This window comes from Providencia sp. SP181 (assembly GCF_050446505.1).
GTDB lineage: Bacteria > Pseudomonadota > Gammaproteobacteria > Enterobacterales > Enterobacteriaceae > Providencia > Providencia vermicola.
Genome location: NZ_JBBPXM010000002.1, coordinates 157,907 through 181,822 on the forward strand (window position 1 = coordinate 157,907; position 23,916 = coordinate 181,822).

At 41.7% G+C, this 23,916-nt stretch carries 21 protein-coding genes; 13 read left to right on the forward strand and 8 right to left on the reverse strand.

The window, feature by feature from the left end; genetic code table 11:
• Positions 1-8: 8 nt before the first annotated feature.
• Genes nuoJ through nuoN form a run of 5 tightly spaced genes read left to right on the forward strand, consistent with a single transcriptional unit; the run spans position 9 to position 5,689 of the window.
• Positions 9-545 carry an NADH-quinone oxidoreductase subunit J gene (nuoJ, locus tag AABS66_RS04045; RefSeq protein WP_206082345.1) on the forward strand — a complete coding sequence of 179 codons (537 nt, stop codon included), beginning with the start codon at positions 9-11 and terminating at the stop codon, positions 543-545.
• Positions 542-844 carry an NADH-quinone oxidoreductase subunit NuoK gene (nuoK, locus tag AABS66_RS04050; RefSeq protein WP_004912233.1) on the forward strand — a complete coding sequence of 101 codons (303 nt, stop codon included), beginning with the start codon at positions 542-544 and terminating at the stop codon, positions 842-844. The genes nuoJ and nuoK overlap by 4 nt, the downstream gene beginning before the upstream one ends.
• Positions 841-2,682, forward strand: a complete 1,842-nt coding sequence (nuoL, locus tag AABS66_RS04055) for an NADH-quinone oxidoreductase subunit L (protein ID WP_272539643.1) — start codon at positions 841-843, stop codon at positions 2,680-2,682. Before nuoK ends, nuoL begins: the two co-directional genes overlap by 4 nt.
• A gap of 19 nt (positions 2,683-2,701) precedes the next feature.
• The gene (gene nuoM, locus AABS66_RS04060) at positions 2,702-4,222 is read left to right on the forward strand and encodes an NADH-quinone oxidoreductase subunit M (RefSeq protein WP_206082343.1); all 1,521 of its coding nucleotides are present in this window, start codon (positions 2,702-2,704) and stop codon (positions 4,220-4,222) included.
• Positions 4,223-4,228: 6 nt separating this feature from the next.
• Entirely contained in the window at positions 4,229-5,689 is a 1,461-nt protein-coding gene (gene nuoN, locus AABS66_RS04065; RefSeq protein ID WP_206082342.1) for an NADH-quinone oxidoreductase subunit NuoN, read from the forward strand.
• 54 nt (positions 5,690-5,743) lie between these two features.
• Here nuoN and AABS66_RS04070 read toward each other — a convergent pair whose 3' ends face one another.
• Positions 5,744-6,754: an alpha-xenorhabdolysin family binary toxin subunit B gene (locus AABS66_RS04070; protein ID WP_206082341.1), complete on the reverse strand. Its 1,011-nt coding sequence runs from the start codon at positions 6,752-6,754 to the stop codon at positions 5,744-5,746.
• Positions 6,755-6,781: 27 nt separating this feature from the next.
• A complete protein-coding gene (locus AABS66_RS04075; RefSeq protein WP_430224601.1) occupies positions 6,782-7,975 on the reverse strand; it encodes an alpha-xenorhabdolysin family binary toxin subunit A in 1,194 nt (397 codons plus the stop codon).
• A 757-nt stretch (positions 7,976-8,732) separates the two neighbouring features.
• Here AABS66_RS04075 and AABS66_RS04080 point away from each other — a divergent pair.
• From AABS66_RS04080 to menE, 6 genes are all read left to right on the forward strand, one after another.
• A complete protein-coding gene (locus tag AABS66_RS04080; protein ID WP_206082339.1) occupies positions 8,733-10,058 on the forward strand; it encodes an isochorismate synthase in 1,326 nt (441 codons plus the stop codon).
• 127 nt (positions 10,059-10,185) lie between these two features.
• The gene (gene menD, locus AABS66_RS04085; RefSeq protein ID WP_206082338.1) at positions 10,186-11,859 is read left to right on the forward strand and encodes a 2-succinyl-5-enolpyruvyl-6-hydroxy-3-cyclohexene-1-carboxylic-acid synthase; all 1,674 of its coding nucleotides are present in this window, start codon (positions 10,186-10,188) and stop codon (positions 11,857-11,859) included.
• Positions 11,859-12,623, forward strand: coding sequence for a 2-succinyl-6-hydroxy-2,4-cyclohexadiene-1-carboxylate synthase (gene menH / locus AABS66_RS04090; protein WP_272539639.1), 765 nt, complete (start codon positions 11,859-11,861; stop codon positions 12,621-12,623). The genes menD and menH overlap by 1 nt, the downstream gene beginning before the upstream one ends.
• A 12-nt stretch (positions 12,624-12,635) precedes the next feature.
• On the forward strand, positions 12,636-13,493 hold the full coding sequence (gene menB / locus AABS66_RS04095) for a 1,4-dihydroxy-2-naphthoyl-CoA synthase (protein WP_206082336.1): 858 nt from the start codon (positions 12,636-12,638) through the stop codon (positions 13,491-13,493).
• Positions 13,493-14,464 (forward strand): o-succinylbenzoate synthase, encoded by a 972-nt coding sequence (menC, locus tag AABS66_RS04100; RefSeq protein WP_430224602.1) that lies wholly within the window; start codon positions 13,493-13,495, stop codon positions 14,462-14,464. Before menB ends, menC begins: the two co-directional genes overlap by 1 nt.
• The gene (gene menE / locus AABS66_RS04105; protein WP_430224603.1) at positions 14,452-15,855 is read left to right on the forward strand and encodes an o-succinylbenzoate--CoA ligase; all 1,404 of its coding nucleotides are present in this window, start codon (positions 14,452-14,454) and stop codon (positions 15,853-15,855) included. Before menC ends, menE begins: the two co-directional genes overlap by 13 nt.
• A gap of 85 nt (positions 15,856-15,940) precedes the next feature.
• On the opposite strand, the gene AABS66_RS04110 is transcribed toward menE, so the two are convergent.
• Together AABS66_RS04110 and AABS66_RS04115 are read right to left on the reverse strand one after the other, a co-directional pair.
• The gene (locus AABS66_RS04110; RefSeq protein ID WP_430224604.1) at positions 15,941-16,321 is read right to left on the reverse strand and encodes a DUF805 domain-containing protein; all 381 of its coding nucleotides are present in this window, start codon (positions 16,319-16,321) and stop codon (positions 15,941-15,943) included.
• A 122-nt stretch (positions 16,322-16,443) separates the two neighbouring features.
• Positions 16,444-17,886 carry a catalase gene (locus AABS66_RS04115; RefSeq protein WP_206082333.1) on the reverse strand — a complete coding sequence of 481 codons (1,443 nt, stop codon included), beginning with the start codon at positions 17,884-17,886 and terminating at the stop codon, positions 16,444-16,446.
• 327 nt (positions 17,887-18,213) lie between these two features.
• Between AABS66_RS04115 and AABS66_RS04120 the strand changes: the two genes are divergently transcribed.
• Complete coding sequence (locus tag AABS66_RS04120; RefSeq protein ID WP_206082332.1) at positions 18,214-18,756, forward strand: YfaZ family outer membrane protein; 543 nt, start codon at positions 18,214-18,216, stop codon at positions 18,754-18,756.
• A 151-nt stretch (positions 18,757-18,907) separates the two neighbouring features.
• On the opposite strand, the gene AABS66_RS04125 is transcribed toward AABS66_RS04120, so the two are convergent.
• Both AABS66_RS04125 and tyrP read right to left on the reverse strand, forming a co-directional pair.
• Positions 18,908-19,114 carry a hypothetical protein gene (locus AABS66_RS04125; RefSeq protein ID WP_349422365.1) on the reverse strand — a complete coding sequence of 69 codons (207 nt, stop codon included), beginning with the start codon at positions 19,112-19,114 and terminating at the stop codon, positions 18,908-18,910.
• Between the two features lie 342 nt (positions 19,115-19,456).
• On the reverse strand, positions 19,457-20,605 hold the full coding sequence (gene tyrP, locus AABS66_RS04130; protein ID WP_272539635.1) for a tyrosine transporter TyrP: 1,149 nt from the start codon (positions 20,603-20,605) through the stop codon (positions 19,457-19,459).
• Positions 20,606-21,086: 481 nt separating this feature from the next.
• Here tyrP and AABS66_RS04135 point away from each other — a divergent pair, with 481 nt between their 5' ends.
• Positions 21,087-22,427 carry an anaerobic C4-dicarboxylate transporter gene (locus AABS66_RS04135; RefSeq protein WP_206082329.1) on the forward strand — a complete coding sequence of 447 codons (1,341 nt, stop codon included), beginning with the start codon at positions 21,087-21,089 and terminating at the stop codon, positions 22,425-22,427.
• A 75-nt stretch (positions 22,428-22,502) separates the two neighbouring features.
• Here AABS66_RS04135 and yfaE read toward each other — a convergent pair whose 3' ends face one another.
• The gene (yfaE, locus tag AABS66_RS04140; RefSeq protein WP_206082328.1) at positions 22,503-22,766 is read right to left on the reverse strand and encodes a class I ribonucleotide reductase maintenance protein YfaE; all 264 of its coding nucleotides are present in this window, start codon (positions 22,764-22,766) and stop codon (positions 22,503-22,505) included.
• Between the two features lie 2 nt (positions 22,767-22,768).
• The gene (gene nrdB / locus AABS66_RS04145) at positions 22,769-23,905 is read right to left on the reverse strand and encodes a class Ia ribonucleoside-diphosphate reductase subunit beta (protein WP_206082327.1); all 1,137 of its coding nucleotides are present in this window, start codon (positions 23,903-23,905) and stop codon (positions 22,769-22,771) included.
• Positions 23,906-23,916 lie beyond the last annotated feature (11 nt).

Genomic DNA, 23,916 nt, shown 5'->3' on the forward strand with positions numbered 1-23,916 from the left:
CGATATTCATGGAATTTACATTTTATATCGCCGGTCTGGTTGCAATACTTGCAACTTTGAGGGTGATAACGAATACCAACCCGGTGCATGCACTGTTGTATCTGGTTGTTTCTCTGCTGGCACTGTCAATGGTGTTCTTCTCACTCGGCGCGTATTTCGCGGGTGCGCTGGAAATCATCGTTTACGCAGGTGCCATTATGGTCTTGTTTGTGTTCGTCGTCATGATGCTGAACCTAGGCCGCTCTGTGCAAGAGCAAGAGCGAGCTTGGCTAACGCCGAAAAACTGGATTGGTCCAGCGGGTTTATCCGCAGTGTTACTGGCTATCCTGGTTTACGGCATCACTTCTTTATCTTACGAGAAGGGCATTGATGGCACGGTGATTGGGGCGAAAGAAGTCGGTATCAGCTTGTTCGGGCCATATGTTCTGGCTGTTGAACTTGCTTCACTGCTGTTATTGGCAGGTATCGTCGTCGCATTCCATGTTGGACGTGACCGCAAAGAAAACGGTGCTGACCTTGTTAGCATTGCGGAGGAGCAAAAATGATACCTCTAGAACATGGTCTGATTTTAGCGGCAATTCTATTTGTGATGGGGCTTAGCTGCCTTGTTATCCGCCGCAACTTGCTTTTCATGTTGATCGGACTGGAAATCATGATTAACTCAACTGCACTGGCATTTGTCGTTGCAGGGAGTTTTTGGGGGCAACCAGACGGCCAGATTATGTATATCTTGGCAATCGCACTGGCTGCAGCGGAGGCGAGTATTGGATTGGCGTTGTTACTGCAACTCCATCGTCATCGTCAGAACCTGAATATTGATAAAGTCAGTGAGATGCGCGGATGAACCTACTCTATTTAACTATTCTGTTGCCTTTACTGGGGTCGGTGTTGTTAGCCTTCTCCCGTGGACGCTGGTCAGAAAACGTTTCGGCCATTATTGGTGCGGGGTCGGTCGGCTTAGCTGCCCTCGTCGCATTCTATGCTGGTAACGAATTTTTAGCTCAACCCGACGCTGGTGTGTTTATTCAGCCACTTTGGACTTGGATGTCTGTCGGTACCTTTAATATCCCATTCACCCTGATGTTAGATGGTCTGTCACTGACTATGTTAGGTGTGGTAACGGGTGTGGGCTTCCTTATTCACGTGTATGCCTCTTGGTATATGCGTGGCGAGGAAGGTTACTCACGTTTCTTCGCTTACACCAACCTGTTTATCGCGAGCATGGTGGTTTTAGTCCTCGCCGATAACATGATGCTGATGTATCTCGGTTGGGAAGGGGTAGGGCTGTGCAGTTACTTGTTGATTGGTTTTTATTACACTAATCCAGACAACGGCAAAGCCGCGATGAAAGCGTTCTTTGTGACGCGCATCGGTGACGTGTTCCTTGCTATCGGTATGTTTATTCTGTGGAATGAACTGGGCACACTGAATTTCAGCGAAATGGCGGTGTTAGCACCTCAGAAATTTGCTGAGGGTTCAAGCGCAATCAACTGGGCAACCTTGATGTTATTAGGTGGTGCAGTCGGTAAATCTGCACAGCTACCATTACAAACATGGTTAGCTGATGCGATGGCGGGCCCAACACCAGTTTCTGCACTGATCCACGCCGCAACCATGGTAACTGCGGGTGTCTACTTAATCGCACGTACCCATGTTCTGTTCCTGTTAGCGCCTGAAGTATTACACTTAGTCGGCGTTGTGGGTGCGGTAACACTCGTACTGGCAGGTTTTGCAGCAGTGGTCCAAACGGATATCAAACGTGTCCTCGCTTATTCAACCATGAGCCAAATTGGTTATATGTTCTTGGCTCTGGGTGTTCAAGCTTGGGATGCGGCGATTTTCCACCTGATGACGCACGCTTTCTTCAAAGCATTGTTGTTCCTGTCAGCAGGTTCGGTGATCCTCGCTTGCCACCACGAGCAAAACATCTTCAAAATGGGTGGGTTGCGTAAGCAAATTCCATTCATTTATGCTGTGATGTTAATCGGCGGAAGCGCACTGGCAGCATTGCCACTGTTTACCGCAGGTTTCTACAGTAAAGATGCGATTTTGTGGGGAGCTAAGCTTGATGGACAGACTGTGTTGCTGTGGGCAGGTATCCTCGGTGCATTAATGACTGCAATTTATACCTTCCGTATGATTTTCATCGTGTTTCATGGTGAAGCAAAAATCAAAGCGCACAAGGTTAAGGGCATCACTCACACATTGCCACTTGGCATTCTGGCTATCCTTGCAACGTTTGTTGGTGCATTAATCCACCAACCATTAGAAGGGGTGTTCCCAGCGGAAGCCGCAGGAAGTGAAGACGGTAAAGTCTTACTTGAAGCGATTTCGGGCGGGTTTGCAATCGCAGGTTTGTTGATTGCGGTATTCCTCTATCTGTTCAGACGTTCCATTGTTGATGCTATCGCGAAAACGGCGGTTGGCCGCTTCTTCAGTGCTTGGTGGTACCAAGCATGGGGATTCGACTGGCTGTATGATGTAGTCTTTGTGAAACCGTTTAAAGGTATTGCATGGCTACTGGAAAGCGATCCGATTAACTCACTGATGAATATTCCTGCACATCTTTCACGTTGGGCAAATAAAGGACTTGCAGTGAGTGAAAACGGCCAGATCCGTTGGTATGTTGCCTCATTGGGGCTGGGTGCAGTGCTGATTCTTGCTCTGCTGCTTTTGGTTTAATTAAGGGACACATTGCGCCATGCTACTACCCTGGCTAATACTTATTCCCTTCATCGGTGGCCTGCTAAGTTGGCAGGCTGACCGGTTCAGTCACCGCGCTCCACGTTGGATTGCGCTGGCGACGATGGGATTAACACTTATTATTTCCGTGCAATTGTGGTTACAAGGGAGCTACTCTCTGGCTAACCCACAAGGCGTTCCACTATGGCAATCCGAGTTTTTCATGTCGTGGATCCCTGCACTGGGAATCAACATTCACTTAGCGATTGACGGTTTATCACTGTTGATGGTCGTTTTGACGGCTATCATGGGGGCGTTCTCGATTCTGAGCTCATGGAGTGAAAACCAAAAGAACCAAGGTGCGTATCACTTTAACCTTTTGTGGATTATCACAGGGGTGATGGGGATTTTCACGGCGGTTGACCTGTTCTTGTTCTTCTTCTTCTGGGAGATGATGCTGATCCCAATGTACTTCCTGATTGCAAACTGGGGACACAAAGGGTCAGAGAACAGACAACACATTAAAGCCGCGACCAAGTTCTTTATCTATACGCAGGCAAGTGGTTTGATTATGTTAGTGTCCATCATTGGATTGGCACTGGCACACTTCAACTCAACGGGTACCTTAACATTTGATTACGACCAGTTATTAGGCACGCAAATGTCTAGCAGCGTCGCATTCATGTTGATGTTAGGCTTCTTTATTGCCTTCGCTGTTAAAATGCCTCTGGTACCATTCCATGGTTGGATGGCGGATACCCAAGAACAATCACCAACCGCAGGTTCGGTAGATATCTCGGGTATTATGCTAAAAACCGCTGCGTATGGTCTGTTACGTTTTACTTTGCCTCTGTTCCCAGAAGCGTCTATCCAGTTCACGCCAGTGGCAATGACTCTGGGTGTGGTCAGTATATTCTATGGTGCATGGTTAGCGTTCAAACAAACCGACATTAAACGTCTGGCGGCATACAGTAGCTTATCCCATATGGGGTTTGTGACCGTGGCGATTTATGCAAGCTCAGTGTTGGCGTACCAAGGTGCTGTAATCCAAATGATCACCAACGGTCTGTCAGGTGCAGCGCTGATTATCATCAGTGGCCAACTGTATGAGCGTACGCAAACGCGTGATATGCGCATGATGGGTGGATTGTGGAAACGCATTAAATGGTTACCAGGAATGTCCCTGTTCTTTGCTGCGGCAACGCTAGGAATGCCAGGTACAGGTAACTTCATTGGCGAATTCATGATCCTATTCGGTAGCTTCAGCCAATTCACATTAGTGACCTGCATTATGGTATTTGGTGTGGTGTTTGCTTCTATCTACTCACTGTGGATGATGCAGCAGACTTACTACGGTACACCAAAATCAGAAAAAGAAATGAAAGGGTTAACGGCGCGTGAATTCGGTGTGCTACTGGCTCTGGCTGCTTTACTGGTTATTATCGGTTTCTATCCACAACCAATTTTAGATACATCAGTTGGTTCAATGGAAACATTGCATAACCTGTATTCTGCTTCACTAACAACATTAGGGCTGTAATTCGCCATGACAATAACTCCTCAAGAACTGATCGCAATACTACCACTGATGATCGTCGGGTTGACGGCGGTGGTTGTGATGCTGTCCATTGCGTGGCGACGCGATCACCTGACTAGTGCCGCGCTGACAGTATCGGGTTTTATCATTGCGTTGCTTTCACTCATTTGGGTAGCCGATGGCTACCTAATGGATGTGACTTCGCTTATCCGTGTTGATGGCTTTGCGCTGTTCTATAGTGCGCTTGTCCTGATCGCAGGTATCGGCACCAGTATCTTCGCTTACCACTGGTTAGAAGGCTTTGGTGATAACAGAGATGAATTCCATCTGTTAGTCGCAATTGCCGTCGCAGGTGGTGTGCTGTTATCCATGTCAAATCATATGGCATCAATGTTTATCGGTATCGAGCTGATTTCATTGCCGCTGTTTGGTTTAGTGGCGTATACCTTCGAACGTAAACGTACACTGGAAGCAGGGATTAAGTACATGCTGTTATCTGCAGCAGCCTCTTCGTTCCTGTTATTTGGTATTGCGTTGCTGTACGCAGAATCTGGCAGCTTAAGTTTTGCTGCGGTTGGTCAAAGCCTTTCTGATAGCCAAATTCACGCACCATTAGTGATGATTGGTTTCGGTATGCTGATTGTTGGCTTTGGTTTTAAACTGTCACTGTTTCCATTCCAATTGTGGACACCAGACGTTTACCAAGGCGCGCCAGCACCAGTTTCAGCTTTCCTAGCAACGGGCAGTAAAATTGCTATCTTTGCCGTGCTAGTGCGTATCTTTATGGAAGCGCCAATTACCAGTAGCGACACACTGACAATTGTTATTTCAGTGATTGCAATTGCGTCTATTCTGTTTGGTAACTTACTGGCTATCACACAAAAAAGCGCAAAACGTTTACTGGGTTACTCCTCTATCTCCCATATGGGTTATCTGTTAGTGGCACTGGTTGCCCTGCGTATTGACCCTGTTGCTTCACAAGTAACGATTGCAATTTATTTAGTCGGTTACTTGTTTGCAAGTTTGGGCGCATTTGGCGTGATCAGTATCGTTTCTAGCCCTTATCGTGGTGATGATCAAGACGATTTCAGCGCATTTCGTGGGTTGTTCTGGCACAAGCCTGTGCTTGCAACTGTGATGACAGTCGCACTGTTATCCTTAGCAGGTATTCCTATTACATTAGGGTTTATCGGTAAATTCTATGTGATTGTTTCAGCGGTAAATGCCGAACTGTGGTGGTTAACAGGTGCTGTTGTGGTCGGTAGTGCAATCGGTTTGTACTATTACCTGCGCTTTATGGCAAGCCTGTACAGTCGTGATGCAGAACATGCTGAACGTTATACTGGCCCTGAAAAAGCAACTCTGGGTACGGTTTTTGCAGCTGTCTGTGCAATTGCAGCCATTGTCTTCGGTGTTTGGCCACAACCGCTTATTGATATTTCAGCATTAGCTGTAGCAATCGTTGGTTAATGAATACAGTCTAAGTAATATGAAGCCGGTTACTGCAAAGTAACCGGTTTTTTTTTAATCGGGTAGCTGGCGTTGGTATTGATATTCCACATCATTCAAATAAGTCATCAGCATTTGGCTTGCCGTATTGATTTGTACTAAGTTAAGGGGTTGTTCTGATATCTTTTCACTAATATATTGACACCATGACTCCCAGTAATTTTTGAGTAATCCAACTTGGTGGATAATGGTTTGTTTATGTAAATCGATGGCAGTAACTTCATTGGAAAGAGACATTAGTTGTGTGAGTCTAAAAATATTTGTATCAATGGTATTAAGTTCTTCTTTGTGCTCAATAATTTGGTCATTTAAGTACAATCTAACATCAACTAATTTAGCAAATTCAAGGCCATCATCTACCATTGTTAGCAGGTTTCTAATATAACTAATTGCTGATTTTAAAATATCTTTTTTATTTGGGGGGATGTTTAGAGCGTCAATTAACTCTTTCCCTTTAAAATACTTATCAAAAAAATCAGTTAGCTTTGCTCGCAAAACAATATCTTCAGCAGCCATAATAATAGAATAATTCTTGTGTAAATCATTTATTTTAGCTTGCATACTGTGCTTGGATGTCAAAAGGATTTCTTTTTGGCTAGTGTACTGGGTTAGTTTTAACTTATTAGGTTCGTTAAGGTGAAAGATCAGTAGTGATTCATTTGCGTAGCGTATTTTTGAAATAAGTTTTTCTAATTCTAACTTTGCATCCATTAAATCATCAATAAAATTGGCGGTTAGAAGTTGTTTTTTAATATCTGAATAGTTATCTTCGCTGGTTGTTGAGCTTTGGGGGTTATTTAACTCATTGTCTATTATATAATTAATTTTGATGCGTAATATTGGAATCGAATTCCGGATCAACTCATTGAGACGCTCTGTTTTAATTGCGATTTTTTGAATTCGTCCGTAAATAATATAATCATAACTCATGATGCTTTTATTAAATGCAACGATATTATTTGAAATACATCTTAACTGATAAATATCAATAGGGGGTAACATTGGTAAATCAAGGTTGTCATGCATATTAATGCCTTTTATTGAGATGATGTGTTATTTTTTTTGTAGCTCATCAAATAATGTAATTAAATGAACTGAGTAATCTTGAATTGAACTCCAAGACATAATAATTTTCTTGAACTGGGCAATAAATCGAATGAGTTTATCTGCATTGTTTATTCGCTGAAAAATATCAATTGATTGTTTTATTTCTGTTAAAATAACTAGCCACATATAGTCAAGGTGGTCAATAGCTAATCTAGCATCTTTAAATAGTCCCTCAAGTTTATGTAAGTTAAGTTGGATATCGAAAATTGTTTTTTGAATTAATTTTTCATTGTTTATCTTGGTGTTTATTTCGGCAATTTCTTTCAGTAGTTCATTTTTTCTGGCTCTTATCGAATCGGCTTTAGGTCCAAAAATACTGCTGGTAATGACTAGGCCAATAATTCCGCCAGCTAATCCAGTAAAACACAATTTAATAAAGTGAGAATATTCTTGTTCTAGTTGTATAATATCTTGCTTTTTAAATTCAATCAGTTCTTTCAAAAATGATTCGGAGCTATCTTGATTGGTCGGTTCGAGTTGCTGATAAATACCTTTTATATTAAATAGAAGTGATTCAACATGCTCAAAATTTGAGAGGTATCCACCTGTAATGTAAGCTCTAAAATCTGATACTGTATTTTTAATTTTTATTGTCTTTATTGATTGCTGCTTAATGTCATTTTTAATTATATTTAAAATACTAACAAGCTCAGTAGCAATTTGTTGGTCATCATTTTGATAGGTTATTTTATCTAAGTCATTTGTGGTTAAATCATCTAAACTATCGGATATTCTTTGCAAAATAGGCATGTGGTTAATATATTCAATTATCTGATTTCCTGTTTGTGTAATATTGCGACTTGTCAGTGATAAATTAACAGATTGTTCTTTAACTTGTTGTTCTACATTATCCCAACTATTTGCATGATTTCGAATATCAATAATTGCACTTGTTAAATCATGATGGTTAATTGGTAGTTCTGTTGAATCATTGATACCAAACCATTTCAAAATATCTATTTCTCGTAAAGGAAGAGAAAGTGCGAAACGAACATGTTTATGAATATTGACTAAATCATCTAAGGTAAATATACCTGCGGAACGCGCAGAAAGCGTATCTTGGTTAGTTAACAATGCTAATGTTGCATTTCCTATATTTTCTTTTTCAATAATTCGGTCATAGTTTTCTTGAATATACATTATGAATTCCAGATTTATTAAGTTAATGAGTAATGAATTTTTAACTTGATTCATTGTTTGGAGACGTATGTACAGTAGGTGTCTGAATTAGTTCTATTCAATGGAAATTAATCATTGGTAAAGCATAAGGTGAGCGCTTTATATTGAATAACCTACTAGAAAGTGATGACGGGGGTTGATACTAAAAAATGAAAATCATCGCTAAAAAATAACTCAATGTGCGTATCACAATAGTAAAAATTTGTATTTATAAAATTAGCTTAATTAATAGAAAGATTAATTTTATAAAAATAATCTTATATGGAAAGAGGATAGGGAGAAAGTATCGTACCATAAGATAAGGTATTGTACTTTCCGTGTTCAATTGATATTAATGATATGTTTCATAATGAAATACGATAAATAGAATCGAGTATATTTTATACGAATTAATGTCCGCTCCCCATTTAATCCTTGGCATCGATGATGTAAAGCAGTTGATTGGCCAATAAATCGGTAATGTAATCCCAAGAACAGTGATAAAGCCACAAAATATCAATTAATTAAATGAATATGTCATTATATAATTGTTAGAATAAACTATACTAGATGCAAGCAGAGCACCGAATCTCAGCTTTGGCTGGTCTTTGTGAATAAGTAAAGGCGTGCTTGTGGGAGACTAGTTATAGATACAATAATTAATCAATGTATTAATGCATTACATTGCGCTATATAATAATTGGTGTAAATCTATGTGCTGTGGCAGTAGGGATCTAAAGTGATAAATAAAAAAATTGATAATGTAATAGCTGAAATTCTGGAACACTTGTCTACATTGGCACTGGGAAACAAAGAATACGTACGACTTGTTTGGCAACTTGACGAGCAAACCATTTTTCCTGGTTTAGCATGGTTATCTTCGCAAGCTTGTTACCCGCAATTTTATTGGTATCAACGTACAGGTGCAGAGGAATGCAGTGCGTTGGGACGTGTTAAATCCTTTTGCTCTATTGAGGATGCCGAATATTTCTTATCCCAAAACCCACAGATACCTGATGTGCGTTTGTGGGGCTTAAATGGTTGGAATGCAGTGGGGGATGGCCTCACAGATGAAGAAAAACAGCAAGCAACATATTGTTTTCTCCCGCGTTTAGAGATTCATCGGCTGCGCTCAACAATTAATGTGAACTTGAATATTGATGGAAAAGATGACATTCAGGCTGCAATTTTATTTCTTTCGCAACTGACAGCGGCACCAGATGTCTCACTAACGCTTTCTGCGTCGATTACTGAGCAAAAACATATTCCTTGCCATGATGAATGGTGCCGTTTATTAAATTGCGCCATTAGCGATATGAAAGCAGGTAAGATGGAAAAAGTGGTTATGGCGCGGGAGACCCAACTCACACTATCAAATGCGATTTCAGTCGCGGAGCTTTTATCTGCCAGTCAACAAGTTAACCACTATTGTTACCATTTTATGATGGCGTTTGACAAACATTCGGGCTTTATTTCTTCGACGCCAGAACGTTTATATCTGAGGCAGGGGACACAGCTTAATTCAGAGGCTCTAGCTGGTACAGTGGCGAATGATCCTGATGATAACATTGCGGCGGAACAAGCAAAATGGTTAATGGAAGACAAAAAAAATCAACACGAGAATTTAGTTGTCGTGGATGATATTTGCCAACAATTGCAAGGGGCTGTTACGGGAGTAGATGTTTCATCGGCGAAAGTGATCCGCTTGAGAAAAATTCAACATTTATATCGTTCTATCGTGGCAACGCTGATTGAGCCTTCAGACAGCGATTGTTTGCAACGACTTCAGCCAACAGCCGCTGTATGTGGCTTACCACGACAGGCAGCAAGGCAATTTCTTGCAAAGAATGAACCTTTTTCTCGTGGCTGGTATGCGGGAACAGGCGGATTTATTAGCTTAAATAAAAGCGAGTTTGCCGTTTCTTTGCGCTGTGCGCAAATTAATGGTTCGCAAGTTTCATTATACTCAGGCGCTGGCATAGTGAGAGATTCAGCTCCTGAACAAGAGTGGGAAGAAATTGAAAATAAAGCAGCGGGTTTAAAATCGTTGTTTGGTAATGGCTAAAAACCTTAGAATAAAAAAGGTTATTCCTTTTTATTTTCAATTAGTTCATCAAAAATTGTTCTGAGATCAAGAAACTTTTTTCTATCAGTCTAAACTGATTGATAATTAATAATTTGCTGAGCATATTATGTCGAATTCTGCATTTAATATCCGTTGGGCTGAAGTGATCATTGAAGCACTTAGCCGTCATGGTATGAAACACATTTGTATCGCGCCAGGCTCCCGTTCGACGCCTTTAACGTTAGCGGCAAGTAACAATCCAAAATTGCATTGCCATACGCATTTTGATGAGCGTGGCTTAGGTCATCTTGCGCTCGGACTGGCTAAGGCAAGCGGTGAGCCTGTCGGCGTGATAGTGACTTCAGGTACTGCGGTGGCTAATTTGTATCCTTCATTGATAGAAGCTGGGTTAACGGGTGAAAACGTTATTTTTTTGACAGCTGACCGTCCTCCTGAACTGATTGATTGTGGTGCAAATCAAGCTATTCGCCAAACCCATATATTTGCTTCGCATCCGACTCAGTCATTGATGCTGCCTCGTCCAACGAGAGATATTTCCGCTAAATGGCTGGTGACTGCTGTTGATAACGGCATGAACCAACTCCATCATGGTGCTTTTCATATTAACTGCCCATTTGCTGAACCCCTCTATGGCGAAAATGAGGGGGAGTATGAATGGCAGCAAACATTAGGTGATTGGTGGAACTCAAATCACCCATGGTTAAGTGAGCCGTTAACACATACGGTTGCACTCGTGGCGGATTGGTACTTTTGGCGTCAGAAAAAGGGTGTTGTCATCGCAGGGCGAATGAATGCTACTGAAGGCGAATTAGTTGCCCTGTGGGCTCAAGAGTTGGGCTGGCCCGTTCTTGGTGATGTGTTATCTCAAACGGGGCAGCCCTATCCTTGCAGTGATTTATGGTTACAAAACCCGAGTGCTCAAGCTATATTGCAGAGTGCTGAATTAGTGGTGCAGTTTGGCTCAAGTATTACAGGTAAACGTTTGTTGCAATGGCAAGCGAATTGCCAACCGAAAGAGTACTGGATTGTGGACTCAATACCACAACGTTTAGACCCTGCGAATCACAGGGGCCGCAAGTTGACTTGTTCGATTAAGGGCTGGCTTGATAACCATCCCGCTCAGCCGCGCAGCTTATGGTGTGAAGCATTATTGAGCCTTGCTGAGAAAACTCAAAATTGTGTTGAAAAACAACTTTCAGGTCAATTTTCTGAAGCCGCAGTTGCACATCAACTCCCAGAACTACTTCCTCCGCGTGGACAATTATTTGTGGGTAATAGTTTAATCGTACGCTTAATTGATTCATTCGCACAACTACCTGTTAGCTATCCCGTTTATAGCAATCGAGGAGCTAGTGGTATTGATGGATTAATTTCTACATTGGCAGGTGTTCAGCGTGCAACGGCGAGACCGACCTTAGGTATTGTGGGGGATCTGTCAGCTTTATATGACTTAAATAGCCTCGCGTTATTACGAAAACCTTCAGCGCCGACCATTTTGGTTATTGTCAATAACAATGGCGGCCAAATATTCTCTATGCTGCCAACCCCAGCTGACGCGAGACAAAATTATTATTGTATGCCGCAGAATGTCAGCTTTGAACCTGCAGCAAAAATGTTTGGCTTGCAGTATTGTGCCCCGACAGATTGGGAAAGCTTAAAGAATACTGTCCAGCAATTTTGGCATAATCAGTATGGTACATTGGTTGTGGAGTTGGTTGTGGACAGTGATGAGGGTGCTCGAACGTTACAACAGCTACTCAGCGTCGTCTCGGAGCTATAATGCTAACAGCTACACAGTACAATCCAGAAAAATCAGGTCCTTGGCTCATTTGGCTTCATGGGTTGCTGGGGAGTGCAGATGATTGGCTTCCTGTGATTAGACAGTTTAATGATTACCGATCACTAGCCATTAATTTGCCTGGACACGGTGCTTCGCAGAAAGAGACGTGTCAAGGTTTCGAACACTTCGATGAGCAATTAAATGCACTTCTGCAATATCATCATGTTGATGAATATTACTTGATAGGTTATTCATTGGGAGCTCGCCTTGCTATGCATTTTGCCTGCTTTTACCAGCCAAAAGGTTTATTAGGGTTGGTTATAGAGGGCGGAAATGTTGGGTTGGATGACATGCAGGCGAGACGCGACCGTGAAAAGAATGATAAAGCATGGGCACAACGTTTTCGCACAGAGTCCATAAAAAAGGTACTAAATGATTGGTACCAACAAGCTGTTTTTGCGGATTTATCACCAGAACAGAGAAATAAACTGATTGAATTGCGTCAAGAAAATAATCCGCAAGGTATTGCGGACATGCTTGAGAGTACATCGTTATCTCAGCAGCCGTTTTTAGTGCCAAATTTGCATCAATTATCTTGCCCGTACCACTATTTTTGTGGAGAGCGAGATCAAAAGTTTCGAAGCGTTTCGCAACAATACACATTGCCATTAACGCTGATTGAAAATGCAGGGCATAATGCTCATCGAGAAAATCCTGTGGGCTATGCAACTGCACTTCACCATTTTTTATCACACTGTGGTTAAAGGAATTTGAGAATGATTTATCCAAGCGAAGAAAAACTGTACGCACCTATTGAATGGCAAGATTGCTCCGAAGGGTTTGACGATATTCTGTATCATAAATCCCCCGAAGGGATCGCGAAAATTACGATTAATCGCCCGCAAGTGCGCAATGCGTTTCGTCCTCAAACGGTTAAAGAGATGATCCAAGCCTTATCTGACGCACGTTATGATGACCACATTGGTACTATTATTTTAACGGGTGAAGGTGAAAAAGCTTTTTGCGCTGGCGGTGACCAAAAAATTCGCGGTGATTACGGTGGATACCGTGATGAAAGTGGTACTCATCACTTAAACGTTTTAGATTTTCAACGCCAAATTCGCACCTGTCCAAAACCTGTCGTTGCAATGGTTGCTGGTTTTGCCATTGGTGGCGGTCATGTTTTACATATGATGTGTGATTTAACGATTGCGGCGGATAACGCGATTTTTGGTCAAACAGGGCCAAAAGTAGGTTCTTTTGACGGCGGTTGGGGTGCATCTTACATGGCGCGTATTGTAGGGCAGAAAAAAGCGCGTGAAATCTGGTTCTTATGCCGTCAATATGATGCAAAAGAAGCATTAGATATGGGGCTGGTTAATACCGTCGTTCCTTACGCAGAATTAGAAAAAGAAACCGTTCGCTGGTGTCGTGAAATGTTAGAGAATAGCCCAATGGCACTGCGTTGCTTGAAAGCAGCATTAAATGCGGACTGTGATGGCCAAGCAGGCCTGCAAGAATTGGCGGGTAATGCGACGATGCTGTTCTATATGACTGATGAAGGTCAAGAAGGCCGTAATGCCTTCAACGAAAAACGTGCGCCTGACTTCTCTAAATATAAGCGTAACCCGTAATGCGTAAAGCCAAAATTTATTCGTTCAGCCTGCCTATGGAGGCAGGTGTTATCCTTCGTTATCAACGCCTCAAAACACGTGATGGGCTTTTGGTGTGCTTGCAAGATGGGGATAACGAAGGTTGGGGGGAAATTTCACCTCTACCTGAATTCAGTCAAGAAACTTTGGAAGAAGCGACCGCTGAAACCATTGTTCGCCTGAATGAATGGGTGAAAGACGGCAAAATTTCTGATAGTCCACTTCCTTCCGTGGCATTTGGATGTAGTTGTGCTGTGGCTGAGCTAACTGGCGAATTGCCCCAAGACGCAGACTATCGCAAAGCACCACTGTGTAGTGGTGATCCTGATGACTTAATTTTAAGCCTTGATGCGATGGAAGGCGAAAAAGTTGCGAAAGTTAAAGTGGGCTTATATGAGGCCGTGCGTGATGGCATGGTAGCAAATTTGTTGCTAGAAGCGGTGCCTGAGCTCAAACTACGCCTTGATGCAAATCGCAGTTGGACACGAACGAAAGCGGACGGGTTTGCTAAATATGTTAACCCTGACTATCGTGATCGTATCGCATTCTTAGAAGAGCCGTGTAAAACGCGTGAAGAGTCTCTGCAATTTGCTGTTGATACGGGCATTAACATTGCATGGGATGAAAGTGTGCGAGAAGAGGGGTTCAAGGTGGAAGCTCAAGCGGGTGTTGCGGCAATTGTGATTAAACCAACACTTACGGGTAGCTTAGCCTATTGCCGTTCTTTAGTTGAAGATGCTCATCGCCTTGGCTTACAAGCAGTGATTAGCTCGTCCATTGAAAGCAGTTTTGGCTTAACTCAGCTAGCTCGCGTTGCGCATTGGTTAACACCTAATACTATCCCTGGCCTTGATACGGTTTCTTTAATTCAATCACAGTTAATCCGCCCTTGGCCGCAGTGCGATATTCCATTACAGCAGTTAGAAGACTTAACCATTGTATGGCAGAGTTAACGCAGTTTAGAGATTGGCCTTGGCAGCATTGGGCCAATCTTCAACCCAATTCAATTGCTTTACAGTCAGATTGTGAGAGCCTAACCTGGGACTCACTTAATCAACAGGTTAAAGATCTTGTCACCTATTTTTCAATGCAAGGTGTGACGAACGGTCAATGTGTGGCTCTTCGGGGTAAAAACTCGGTTGAGTTATTACTTAGCCAACTGGCGCTGATTGCCTGTGGTGCGCGTGTTCTTCTTCTTAACCCTAAGATACCTGAACGGACGCTGAGGGAATTATTACCCCATCTTGATATCAGTTTCGTGATTGATTTTACTGATGATATTGAGACACTTTCAAATTACCGAAATCTTGACTATCAGCTGTATTACCACTTTATTGGTGATGATGAGTTTCAGCCAGTTAATTTTCAGATTCATGTGACACAACCAGCCACACTAATATTAACCTCTGGATCAACTGGCTTACCTAAAGCGGCGGTTCATAGCGTTGAGGCGCACCTCAGTAGCGCAGATGGCGTCGTTAATGCGATGGACTACCAACAGGGTGATTGTTGGTTACTTTCCCTACCGCTTTTTCATGTTTCTGGGCAAGGGATTGTTTGGCGTTGGCTGCTTAAAGGGGGAACGCTCGCATTAAAAAGTGCGCCACTAATAGATGCTTTGCAAGGAGTGACTCACGCTTCATTGGTGCCAACACAATTATGGCGTTTACTTAATGGTGAGTTTGACAGCCAACTGTCCCTTAAAGAAGTGTTGTTGGGGGGAGCCTCTATTCCTGTTGCATTAACAGATTTAGCTGAAAGTCGAGGTATCGCATGTTGGAGCGGCTATGGTATGACTGAAATGGCCTCGACAGTGTGTGCTAAGCGTGCAGATGGTAAACGTGGTGTAGGCCTACCGTTAAAAGGGAAACAAATTCGTGTTGTTGCTGATGAAGTTCAAGTTAAGTCAACGAGTCAGGCTCTAGGCTATTGGTTTGACGGTAAAATTAAGCCTTTAAATTGTATTGATGGCTGGTTTAAAACGAATGATAAAGGCGCATTTATTGATGGTGAGTATCAAATACTCGGTCGCCTCGATAATCTCTTTATTAGTGGTGGGGAGTGCGTTCAACCCGAAGATATTGAAGCAGTCATTAATTCTCACCCTAATGTATCGCAAAGTTTTATTATTCCCATTGATGATACCGAATTTGGTCAACGCCCTGTTGCCGTGGTGGAGTGCGACTCAGATTTACCACTCAGTGAATTATCCGTTTGGTTAAAAGACAAACTTGCTCCCTATCAATACCCGAAAAGCTTTTATCAGTTAGAGCCTAGCTTAAAGAGTGGGGGAATTAAAGTGTCTCGCCAGCAAGTGAAAAGCTGGGTTTTAGCTCAAGGTTGATGAGCTGAATAAAAATGTTTGTGGGTAGGCAATATTGCTTGTACTGAGAGTATCAAGCCGAGGAATCGGCTTGATAAGTAAAAAATTAGGCCTTTGGATCTGGACCAAATCGATTATTACTCGGAGTACCATCAAGAATGCTAAAAACAAATAAGACAATCCCACCGAAAGGAACAAATGAGATAAGATACCACCAGCCTGATTTGTCTATATCGTGCAAGTGTTTAATGGTGACGGCGATGCTTGGCACAATAATCCCTAAGCTATAGATAACTAATATAATGGAGGCAATATAGCCGATACTACCAATTTCAACTGTATAGCTATCCATTGAAATACTGATTAATATAATCAATACCAAAAAGATAATCGGGTTGAATAATGTAAACATCCAATACTTTTTACGTTTAGCGCGCCCTTCAAAATTTGCATAGTTATTTCTTAATACATCCAAATACCAATTCACTTTGTCTTTACTTAACCTAAATTTAAAGTAGGGAGAGTAGATCGCTTGAATTAATGAATGTAAATACAGAAGGGAGGTAGGGAACGAAATACGACGGGCAGATTACCCGTCGTGGTATATTTTTATTTCTTTAATTCATTCAACGCTTTCTCAACACCTGCACCGTATTCTGGGTGAACTTGTTTGAATAACGCAATTTGGCGCACTTGCGTGGCTTCTGTGGCATCAATTAGCTCACCAGCAATACGTTTAAACATACGTTGGTGTTCGGCATCATCTAATAATTCATATAATGCGCGTGGTTGGCTGAAATAGTCTTGGTCTTCACGATGATCCCAGTGGTCAGCGGCACCTTCAATAGATAATGGTGGTTCACTAAAATCAGGTTGTTCTTGGAATAAACCCGCTTCGTTTGGCTCATAGGTAACATGATTTCCGCTATTACCATCAACACGCATTGCACCATCACGGTGATAATTATGGAATGGGCAACGTGGCGCATTCACAGGAATTTGATGATGGTTAACACCAAGACGGTAACGATGAGCATCACCGTAAGAGAAGAGACGCCCTTGAAGCATTCTGTCTGGTGAGAAACCAATACCAGGCACTACGTTAGCAGGGCTAAATGCAGCTTGCTCAACATCAGCAAAGTAATTATCTGGATTACGGTTTAGTTCAAAATATCCTACATCAATTAATGGATAGTCTTTGTGTGGCCAAACCTTAGTCAGGTCAAATGGGTTATAAGGGACCTTTGAAGCTTCTTTTTCAGGCATTATTTGTACTTGCAAATTCCAGCGAGGGAAATCCCCTTTTTCAATCGATTCAAATAAATCGCGCTGTGAACTTTCTCTATCTTTCCCCACGAGTTGTTCAGCCTGTTCATCGGAAAGGTTTTCGATACCTTGTTGGCAGCGGAAGTGGAATTTCACCCAGAAACGTTCATTATTGGCATTGATAAAGCTGTAAGTGTGGCTACCAAAACCGTGCATATGGCGGTAGCTTTGTGGAATACCACGGTCACTAGCATCGATCGTTAATTGGTGTAAAGACTCGGGTAATTGGGAGAAAAATGCCCATTTATGTTCCATTGTTCGTAAGTTGGAGCGAGGATCGCGTTTTACGACGTGGTTTAAATCAGGGAATTTTAATGGGTCCCGAAAGTAGAACACAGGTGTGTTGTTACCCACCATGTCCCAGTTGCCTTCTTCAGTGTAAAACTTGAGTGCAAAACCACGAATATCACGCTCTGCATCAGCAGCACCACGCTCGCCAGCTACTGTTGAAAAACGGGCAAACATTTCTGTTTTTTTGCCTACTTCAGAGAAAATTTTAGCGCGGGTATAAGGCGTAATATCGTGGGTGACGGTAAATGTACCAAATGCACCAGATCCTTTGGCGTGCATACGTCTTTCAGGGATCACTTCGCGGTCAAAATGGGCTAATTTTTCTAAGAACCAGACATCTTGTAACAACATTGGGCCGCGTTTACCTGCGGTCATGACATTATTATTATTGGCGACGGGTGCGCCAGAGGCAGTCGTAAGGCCTTTTTTCTTCATCACAATGCTCCTGATTTTGAATTTAATGACTACATAAACCTAACTAAAAAGTTATTATTTTGTAATAAAACAAAAATACCACTACAATAAACTTGTGATTCAGTATAGTAATTATTGATATGATTATCTAATTAATATAACCAATTACTGTGATTGAATGTGAGATAAGCTGGATTTTTAAGATACAGATTTAAAATTTAAATCTGACTTAGGTGCGATGAAATTATCTTTTGGCTGAATAGGTTGCGTAAATCTGAGTAATTAAGGCTGAGAAACGTGTGTAAATCGCGTAATATCCGTAGGTAATAATTTAAAGAGGATAAAATAATGCGCAAAGTGGTGTTATTAGTGGCGGCGATGTCCCCATTTTTTATGAATTCTGCTCAAGCTGTTTCTGTGAGCGCACAAGCTGGCAAACACTATACTGAATTATCAGCGGGTTTAGGCAATCAAAATGCAGGCCTCGCGTTTAATGGTTCTTGGGCGCGTAGTGACCATGATGGTCAAATGGGCAGTTTAGGCGCTACATTTGGTCTCCCTATTGGGCCTTTTTCTGCTTATGTTGGCGGTAAAGGTTTATATTTATCCCCTGATAATAACAGCAGTGGTGCAGCATTAGCTGTGGGTGGTGGTTTAAACTGGCAGGCTCTACCTTCACTGAATATTTATGGTGAAGCCTATGGTGCACCAGAGTCACTAACTTCAGGTAGCAAGTCTTATGTTGAAGCAAAAGCGGGCGCACGTTATACGGTATTTAAACCGTTATCTATTGATGCGGGCTATCGTATAATTGAAATGAAAGGCTCACACAACAAGTCGAATGAAAAAATTGCAGATGGTCTTTATTTAGGGGCTGGTCTTTCATTCTAGCGTTGTAATCTAGTTTATATTGCCCTTAGTTGCTTGTGTAATTTGCATCTAGGGGCATAGGTCTTGATTTTGCTGCAATTAAATACTTTTAAATCAAATTATTATCTTTTTGTTTATGATTTCTTAGATATTCATGTTGATTTTCATTGCGTTATTGTAATGAAGCCAAAACATCATGACTTAGCCCTGTACTTTTCATGATGATTTCAGGGCTAACACCATTTTTTAGCAACTGGATTGCCATGGTGATCTTGGCTTCAGCGATACCTTCCTCTCTTCCTTGCTGAATACCTTCTTCTCTTCCTTGCTGAATACCTTCTTGGCGGCCTTTATTTTGTAGGCGTTGTGCAATATTCATGATCGTTTCCTTATGTTGTTCCGTTTGTTCCTCTAAAATTTGAACGATTTCTTCAAAGTTAGTTGAGTCTAACAGTTTCCTTATTAACCTCTGGTTAACAGTAAATCAAGGTAGCTTGGTTGTCTTTTCAGTATTATTTACGGTATATGACGTAATTAAAGAAATAAATTTCAATAATAAGCATTTAATGAGAACTGAAATATTAAATGCCAATATTCGAGGCGTCGTGATTGATATGATCTATAAAAGAGTGAAGGGAAGCTATTGGAAATATGGGGATGACAAATAAAAGAAAAACCGCAATTTGAAGTTATCCAAATTACGGCTTAATTTACCAATTTATTAGCCGACGTTAGGTAGAAAACCCGCAACAATCGAGAACTGAATAGCAATAACAGTAATACCACAGAGTAATACTATCGCTAAAACAGGCATGCCACCTTTAACTTGGTATTCACCTTTATCTTCTACCTTGCGAACACGCATAGTGAGCAGGGCGGGGATAATTAAAGCAAGGACAGATAATGCCACAGCTGCGTATGTTAAGGCTTGCACGAAGCTACTAAAGAACAGTGCCGCAAGTAATGGCGGAGCGAAGGTTAATAAGCCCGTTTGAATACGACCAAATAAGCTATTACTGCGTTTAAATAAGTCAGCAAGGTAGTCAAATAATCCTAAAGCAACACCTAAGAAAGAAGTCGCAAGTGCTAAGTCCATAAATAGGCTAACAGCAATATTGACCCGTGGTGTTGCTACCACATCACGAATGGCAGTTAGCAAGCCATTTAAGCCAGACTCTTGTGCTAAAATACCTAAAAATGTTGTTGAGGGGATTGAGCCAAGTGTTGCTACCTGCCAAAGGATATATGCAACCAATGGAATTGCGCTACCTGTAATGAAAATCATACGCAGTTTACGCACATCACCATTCATATAGTTAACTAAGCTAGGAACACTACCGTGGAAGCCAAATGAGGTGAATATAACGGGAACAGCGGCGAGAATTAAACCTTTTTCAATAGGCATGGTGCTTAAGTTCACCGCTTCAGCATGTGGCATCATAACAACTAACATGATGATTAAGAAAATTGTTTTGGCGGTAAATAAAATTCGGTTAATAAAATCAACCGAATGGGTACCAATACATACAACAGCTCCACCAATAATTGTGAAGGCGATAATGGCCGCTTCGGTACTGATGGTAATCCCCCACCAAGATGAAAGACTGTCAGAAATCAATACGCCAGCCCCACCAATATAAGCGGTTGTTAGCGCATACATCAGTAGCAACATGCTTAAACCCGTGACGATTTGTCCTGCTGGACCAAGGTATTTTTTTGCTACGGTACCTAACCCCATATTTGCAGGGTTATGTTGGTAGACCTCGACTAATAATAATGAGGTATAGCTCATTAACATCCATAACCCAACAAGCAAACAGACGATGCCTGTAAAACCGACGCCTGCAGCGGCAAGTGGCATTGCCAACATCCCTGCACCTATTGTTGTTCCTGCAACGATTAACACACTGCCAAGAGTACGATTCTTCACAAGTTCCTCTAATTGAATCTGAATAATTAATAAGTGATGCAGATTATGCGATTGTGCGAATTGTGTCAAATGTAAATTACAGTTGGTGTAAATTTATTTGTACACTAATTAGAGGCAAAATAATAATAAATAACCGACCAATATCAAGGTTAGTTAGCTAAAGGAAAAATGATGAATAAAGATACCTAAAGGTAAATTAATTTTGGCTTATTTGTTAAGAAATGTTATGTAATTTATTGATTTTACATAATTATTGTTTGAACTGGCTAGTATCGCAGTTACTTAAGATAAATAGTGTGATGCGGTCAAAATAAACACAACAAAAATAAAACTATATTGGTTTTAAAATTATCATAAATCAAATTAATGCTTGAAAATCATCTCAATAATAGGAGGCAAATACATATAAAAGGATGGAACTATGGACTTTATGATTCAACTCGCCATTATCCTTGTTTGCTTGTTTTATGGGGCAAAAAAGGGGGGAATGGCATTAGGGCTTCTTGGTGGGGTAGGTCTTGTTATCTTAGTATTTGGTTTTGGATTACCACCAGGAAAACCACCTGTTGATGTTATGCTTGTAATTATTGCTGTTGTTGCCGCATCAGCTACGTTACAAGCATCAGGTGGTTTGGATGTTATGCTACAAATTGCAGAACGATTACTACGGAAAAATCCAAAGTACATCTCTATTGTGGCACCTTTTGTGACTTGTATCTTAACCATTTTGTGTGGTACAGGGCATGTTGTTTATACTATCTTACCTATTATCTATGATGCGGCGATTAAAAATAATATCCGTCCTGAAAGACCAATGGCAGCAAGTAGTATTGGCGCACAAATGGGGATCATCGCCAGCCCTGTTTCTGTTGCAGTTGTGTCCCTAGTTGCCATGCTTAACGGTGTGACTATTAATGGCAAGTCTCTTGAATTCCTTGATTTACTGGCAATTACTATTCCTTCAACCTTAATTGGTATCTTAGCCATCGGTATTTTTAGTTGGTTCAGAGGGAAAGATCTCGATAAAGACCCTGTATTCCAAGAATTTATTTCGGTCCCTGAAAACCATGATTACGTGTATGGTGGCAGTGTGACATTGCTGGATAAAAAATTACCGAAAATCAACTGGGTCGCGATGTGGATTTTCTTAGCATCAATTGTGGTTGTGGCATTACTCGGCGCATTTTCTGAGTTAAGGCCGTTAGTCAATGGCAAGCCGTTATCGATGGTTTTAGTTATTCAGATGTTTATGTTGCTGGCGGGTGCGCTCATCATCATTATCTGTAAAACCAATCCAGGGCAAATTTCGAAAAATGAAGTATTCCGCTCGGGGATGATTGCGATTGTGGCGGTGTATGGTATTGCGTGGATGGCAGAAACCATGTTCGGCGCCCATATGGATGAAATTAAAAGTACACTGGGGTCTTTAGTGAAAGACTTCCCATGGGCGTATGCGGTCATCTTATTACTGGTATCTAAGTTTGTTAATTCTCAAGCAGCGGCATTGGCCGCGGTTGTGCCTATCGCGTTAGGTATTGGTGTTGACCCCGCGTATATTATTGCATCAGCACCCGCGTGTTATGGTTACTATATTTTACCAACTTACCCAAGCGACCTTGCGGCGATTCAATTCGACCGTTCAGGAACGACGCGTATCGGTAAATTCGTCATCAACCATAGCTTTATCTTACCAGGGTTAATTGGGGTCGGTGTATCCTGTGTGTTTGGTTGGGTATTTGCAGCGCTTTATGGCTATTTATAATAGCGAGGGCGAATTAATAAAGAACAAATAGATTAAAAGCGATTGCATAGAAGAGCTGTGCAATCGCTGATAATGCTAACCAATCTCGATATCAGAAAGCGGATGGCAACAACAAGGTAAAATTTCACCTTCTTGTACAAAGGCTAGAGGCTTACGCTTATAGCCTACTTTTCCTCGCAACAATGTTACACGGCATGAGCCACAGTAACCTTCACGGCATTGATACTCGACAGGTACTCGGCTATCTTCTAGCGCTTCCAATAAGCAAGAATGAACTTCTGTATGGTAGGGGACTTGAACACCCTGCGTGAGTCGCAGGGTGATTTTGTGGCTAGCCATAATTACAGTTCGAAGTCGCTCAGGTCGTCAGTATTGACTTCAGAGTCAATTTGACCAACTAAGTAAGAGCTTACTTCAACTTCTTGTGGTGCCACTTGAACGTTATCTGACACCAGCCATGCATTGATCCATGGAATTGGGTTAGAACGTGCCTCAAAAGGCAGCTTCAGACCAACAGCTTGCATACGGATATTGGTGATGTACTCAACATATTGGCACAGAATATCTTTATTCAGACCAATCATTGAACCTTCACTGAACAGGTAATCGGCCCACTCTTTTTCTTGCTCTGCTGCCTGCACAAACAAGTCATAACATTCTTGTTCGCACTCTGCTGCAATTTCTGCCATTTCAGGGTCATCTTGGCCTGAACGTAACAAGTTCAACATATGTTGGGTACCTGTTAAGTGCAGCGCTTCATCACGTGCAATCAGTTTGATGATTTTTGCGTTGCCTTCCATGAGTTCACGTTCTGCGAACGCAAATGAACAGGCAAAGCTCACATAAAAGCGGATAGCTTCCAGTGCGTTAACACTCATTAAGCACAGGTACAGCTGCTTCTTAAGCTGACGTAATGAAACGGTTATTTGTTTGCCATTACAAGTATGCGTGCCTTCACCAAACATGTGATAGTAGTTGGTCATTTCGATGAGGTCATCGTAAAAACCCGAAATATCTTTCGCACGTTTTAAAATTTCTTCATTTTCAACGATATCGTCAAAAATAATCGCTGGGTCATTCACAATATTACGAATAATATGCGTGTATGAACGTGAGTGAATAGTTTCAGAGAACGCCCACGTTTCTACCCATGTTTCCAACTCAGGAATTGAAATCAGCGGCAGTAATGCCACATTAGGGCTGCGACCCTGAATAGAGTCAAGCAGCGTTTGGTATTTCAAATTACTGATAAAAATGTGTTTTTCGTGATCTGGCAGCGCATTGTAGTCAATACGGTCGCGTGATACATCCACTTCTTCAGGACGCCAGAAAAACGATAACTGTTTTTCAATCAGCTTTTCGAAAATCGGGTATTTTTGCTGATCATAGCGTGCCACATTAACAGGTTGGCCGAAAAACATCGGCTCCTGCATTTGGTCATTTTTCTTCTGTGAAAACGTTGTATATGTATGTGACATAACAATTCCTA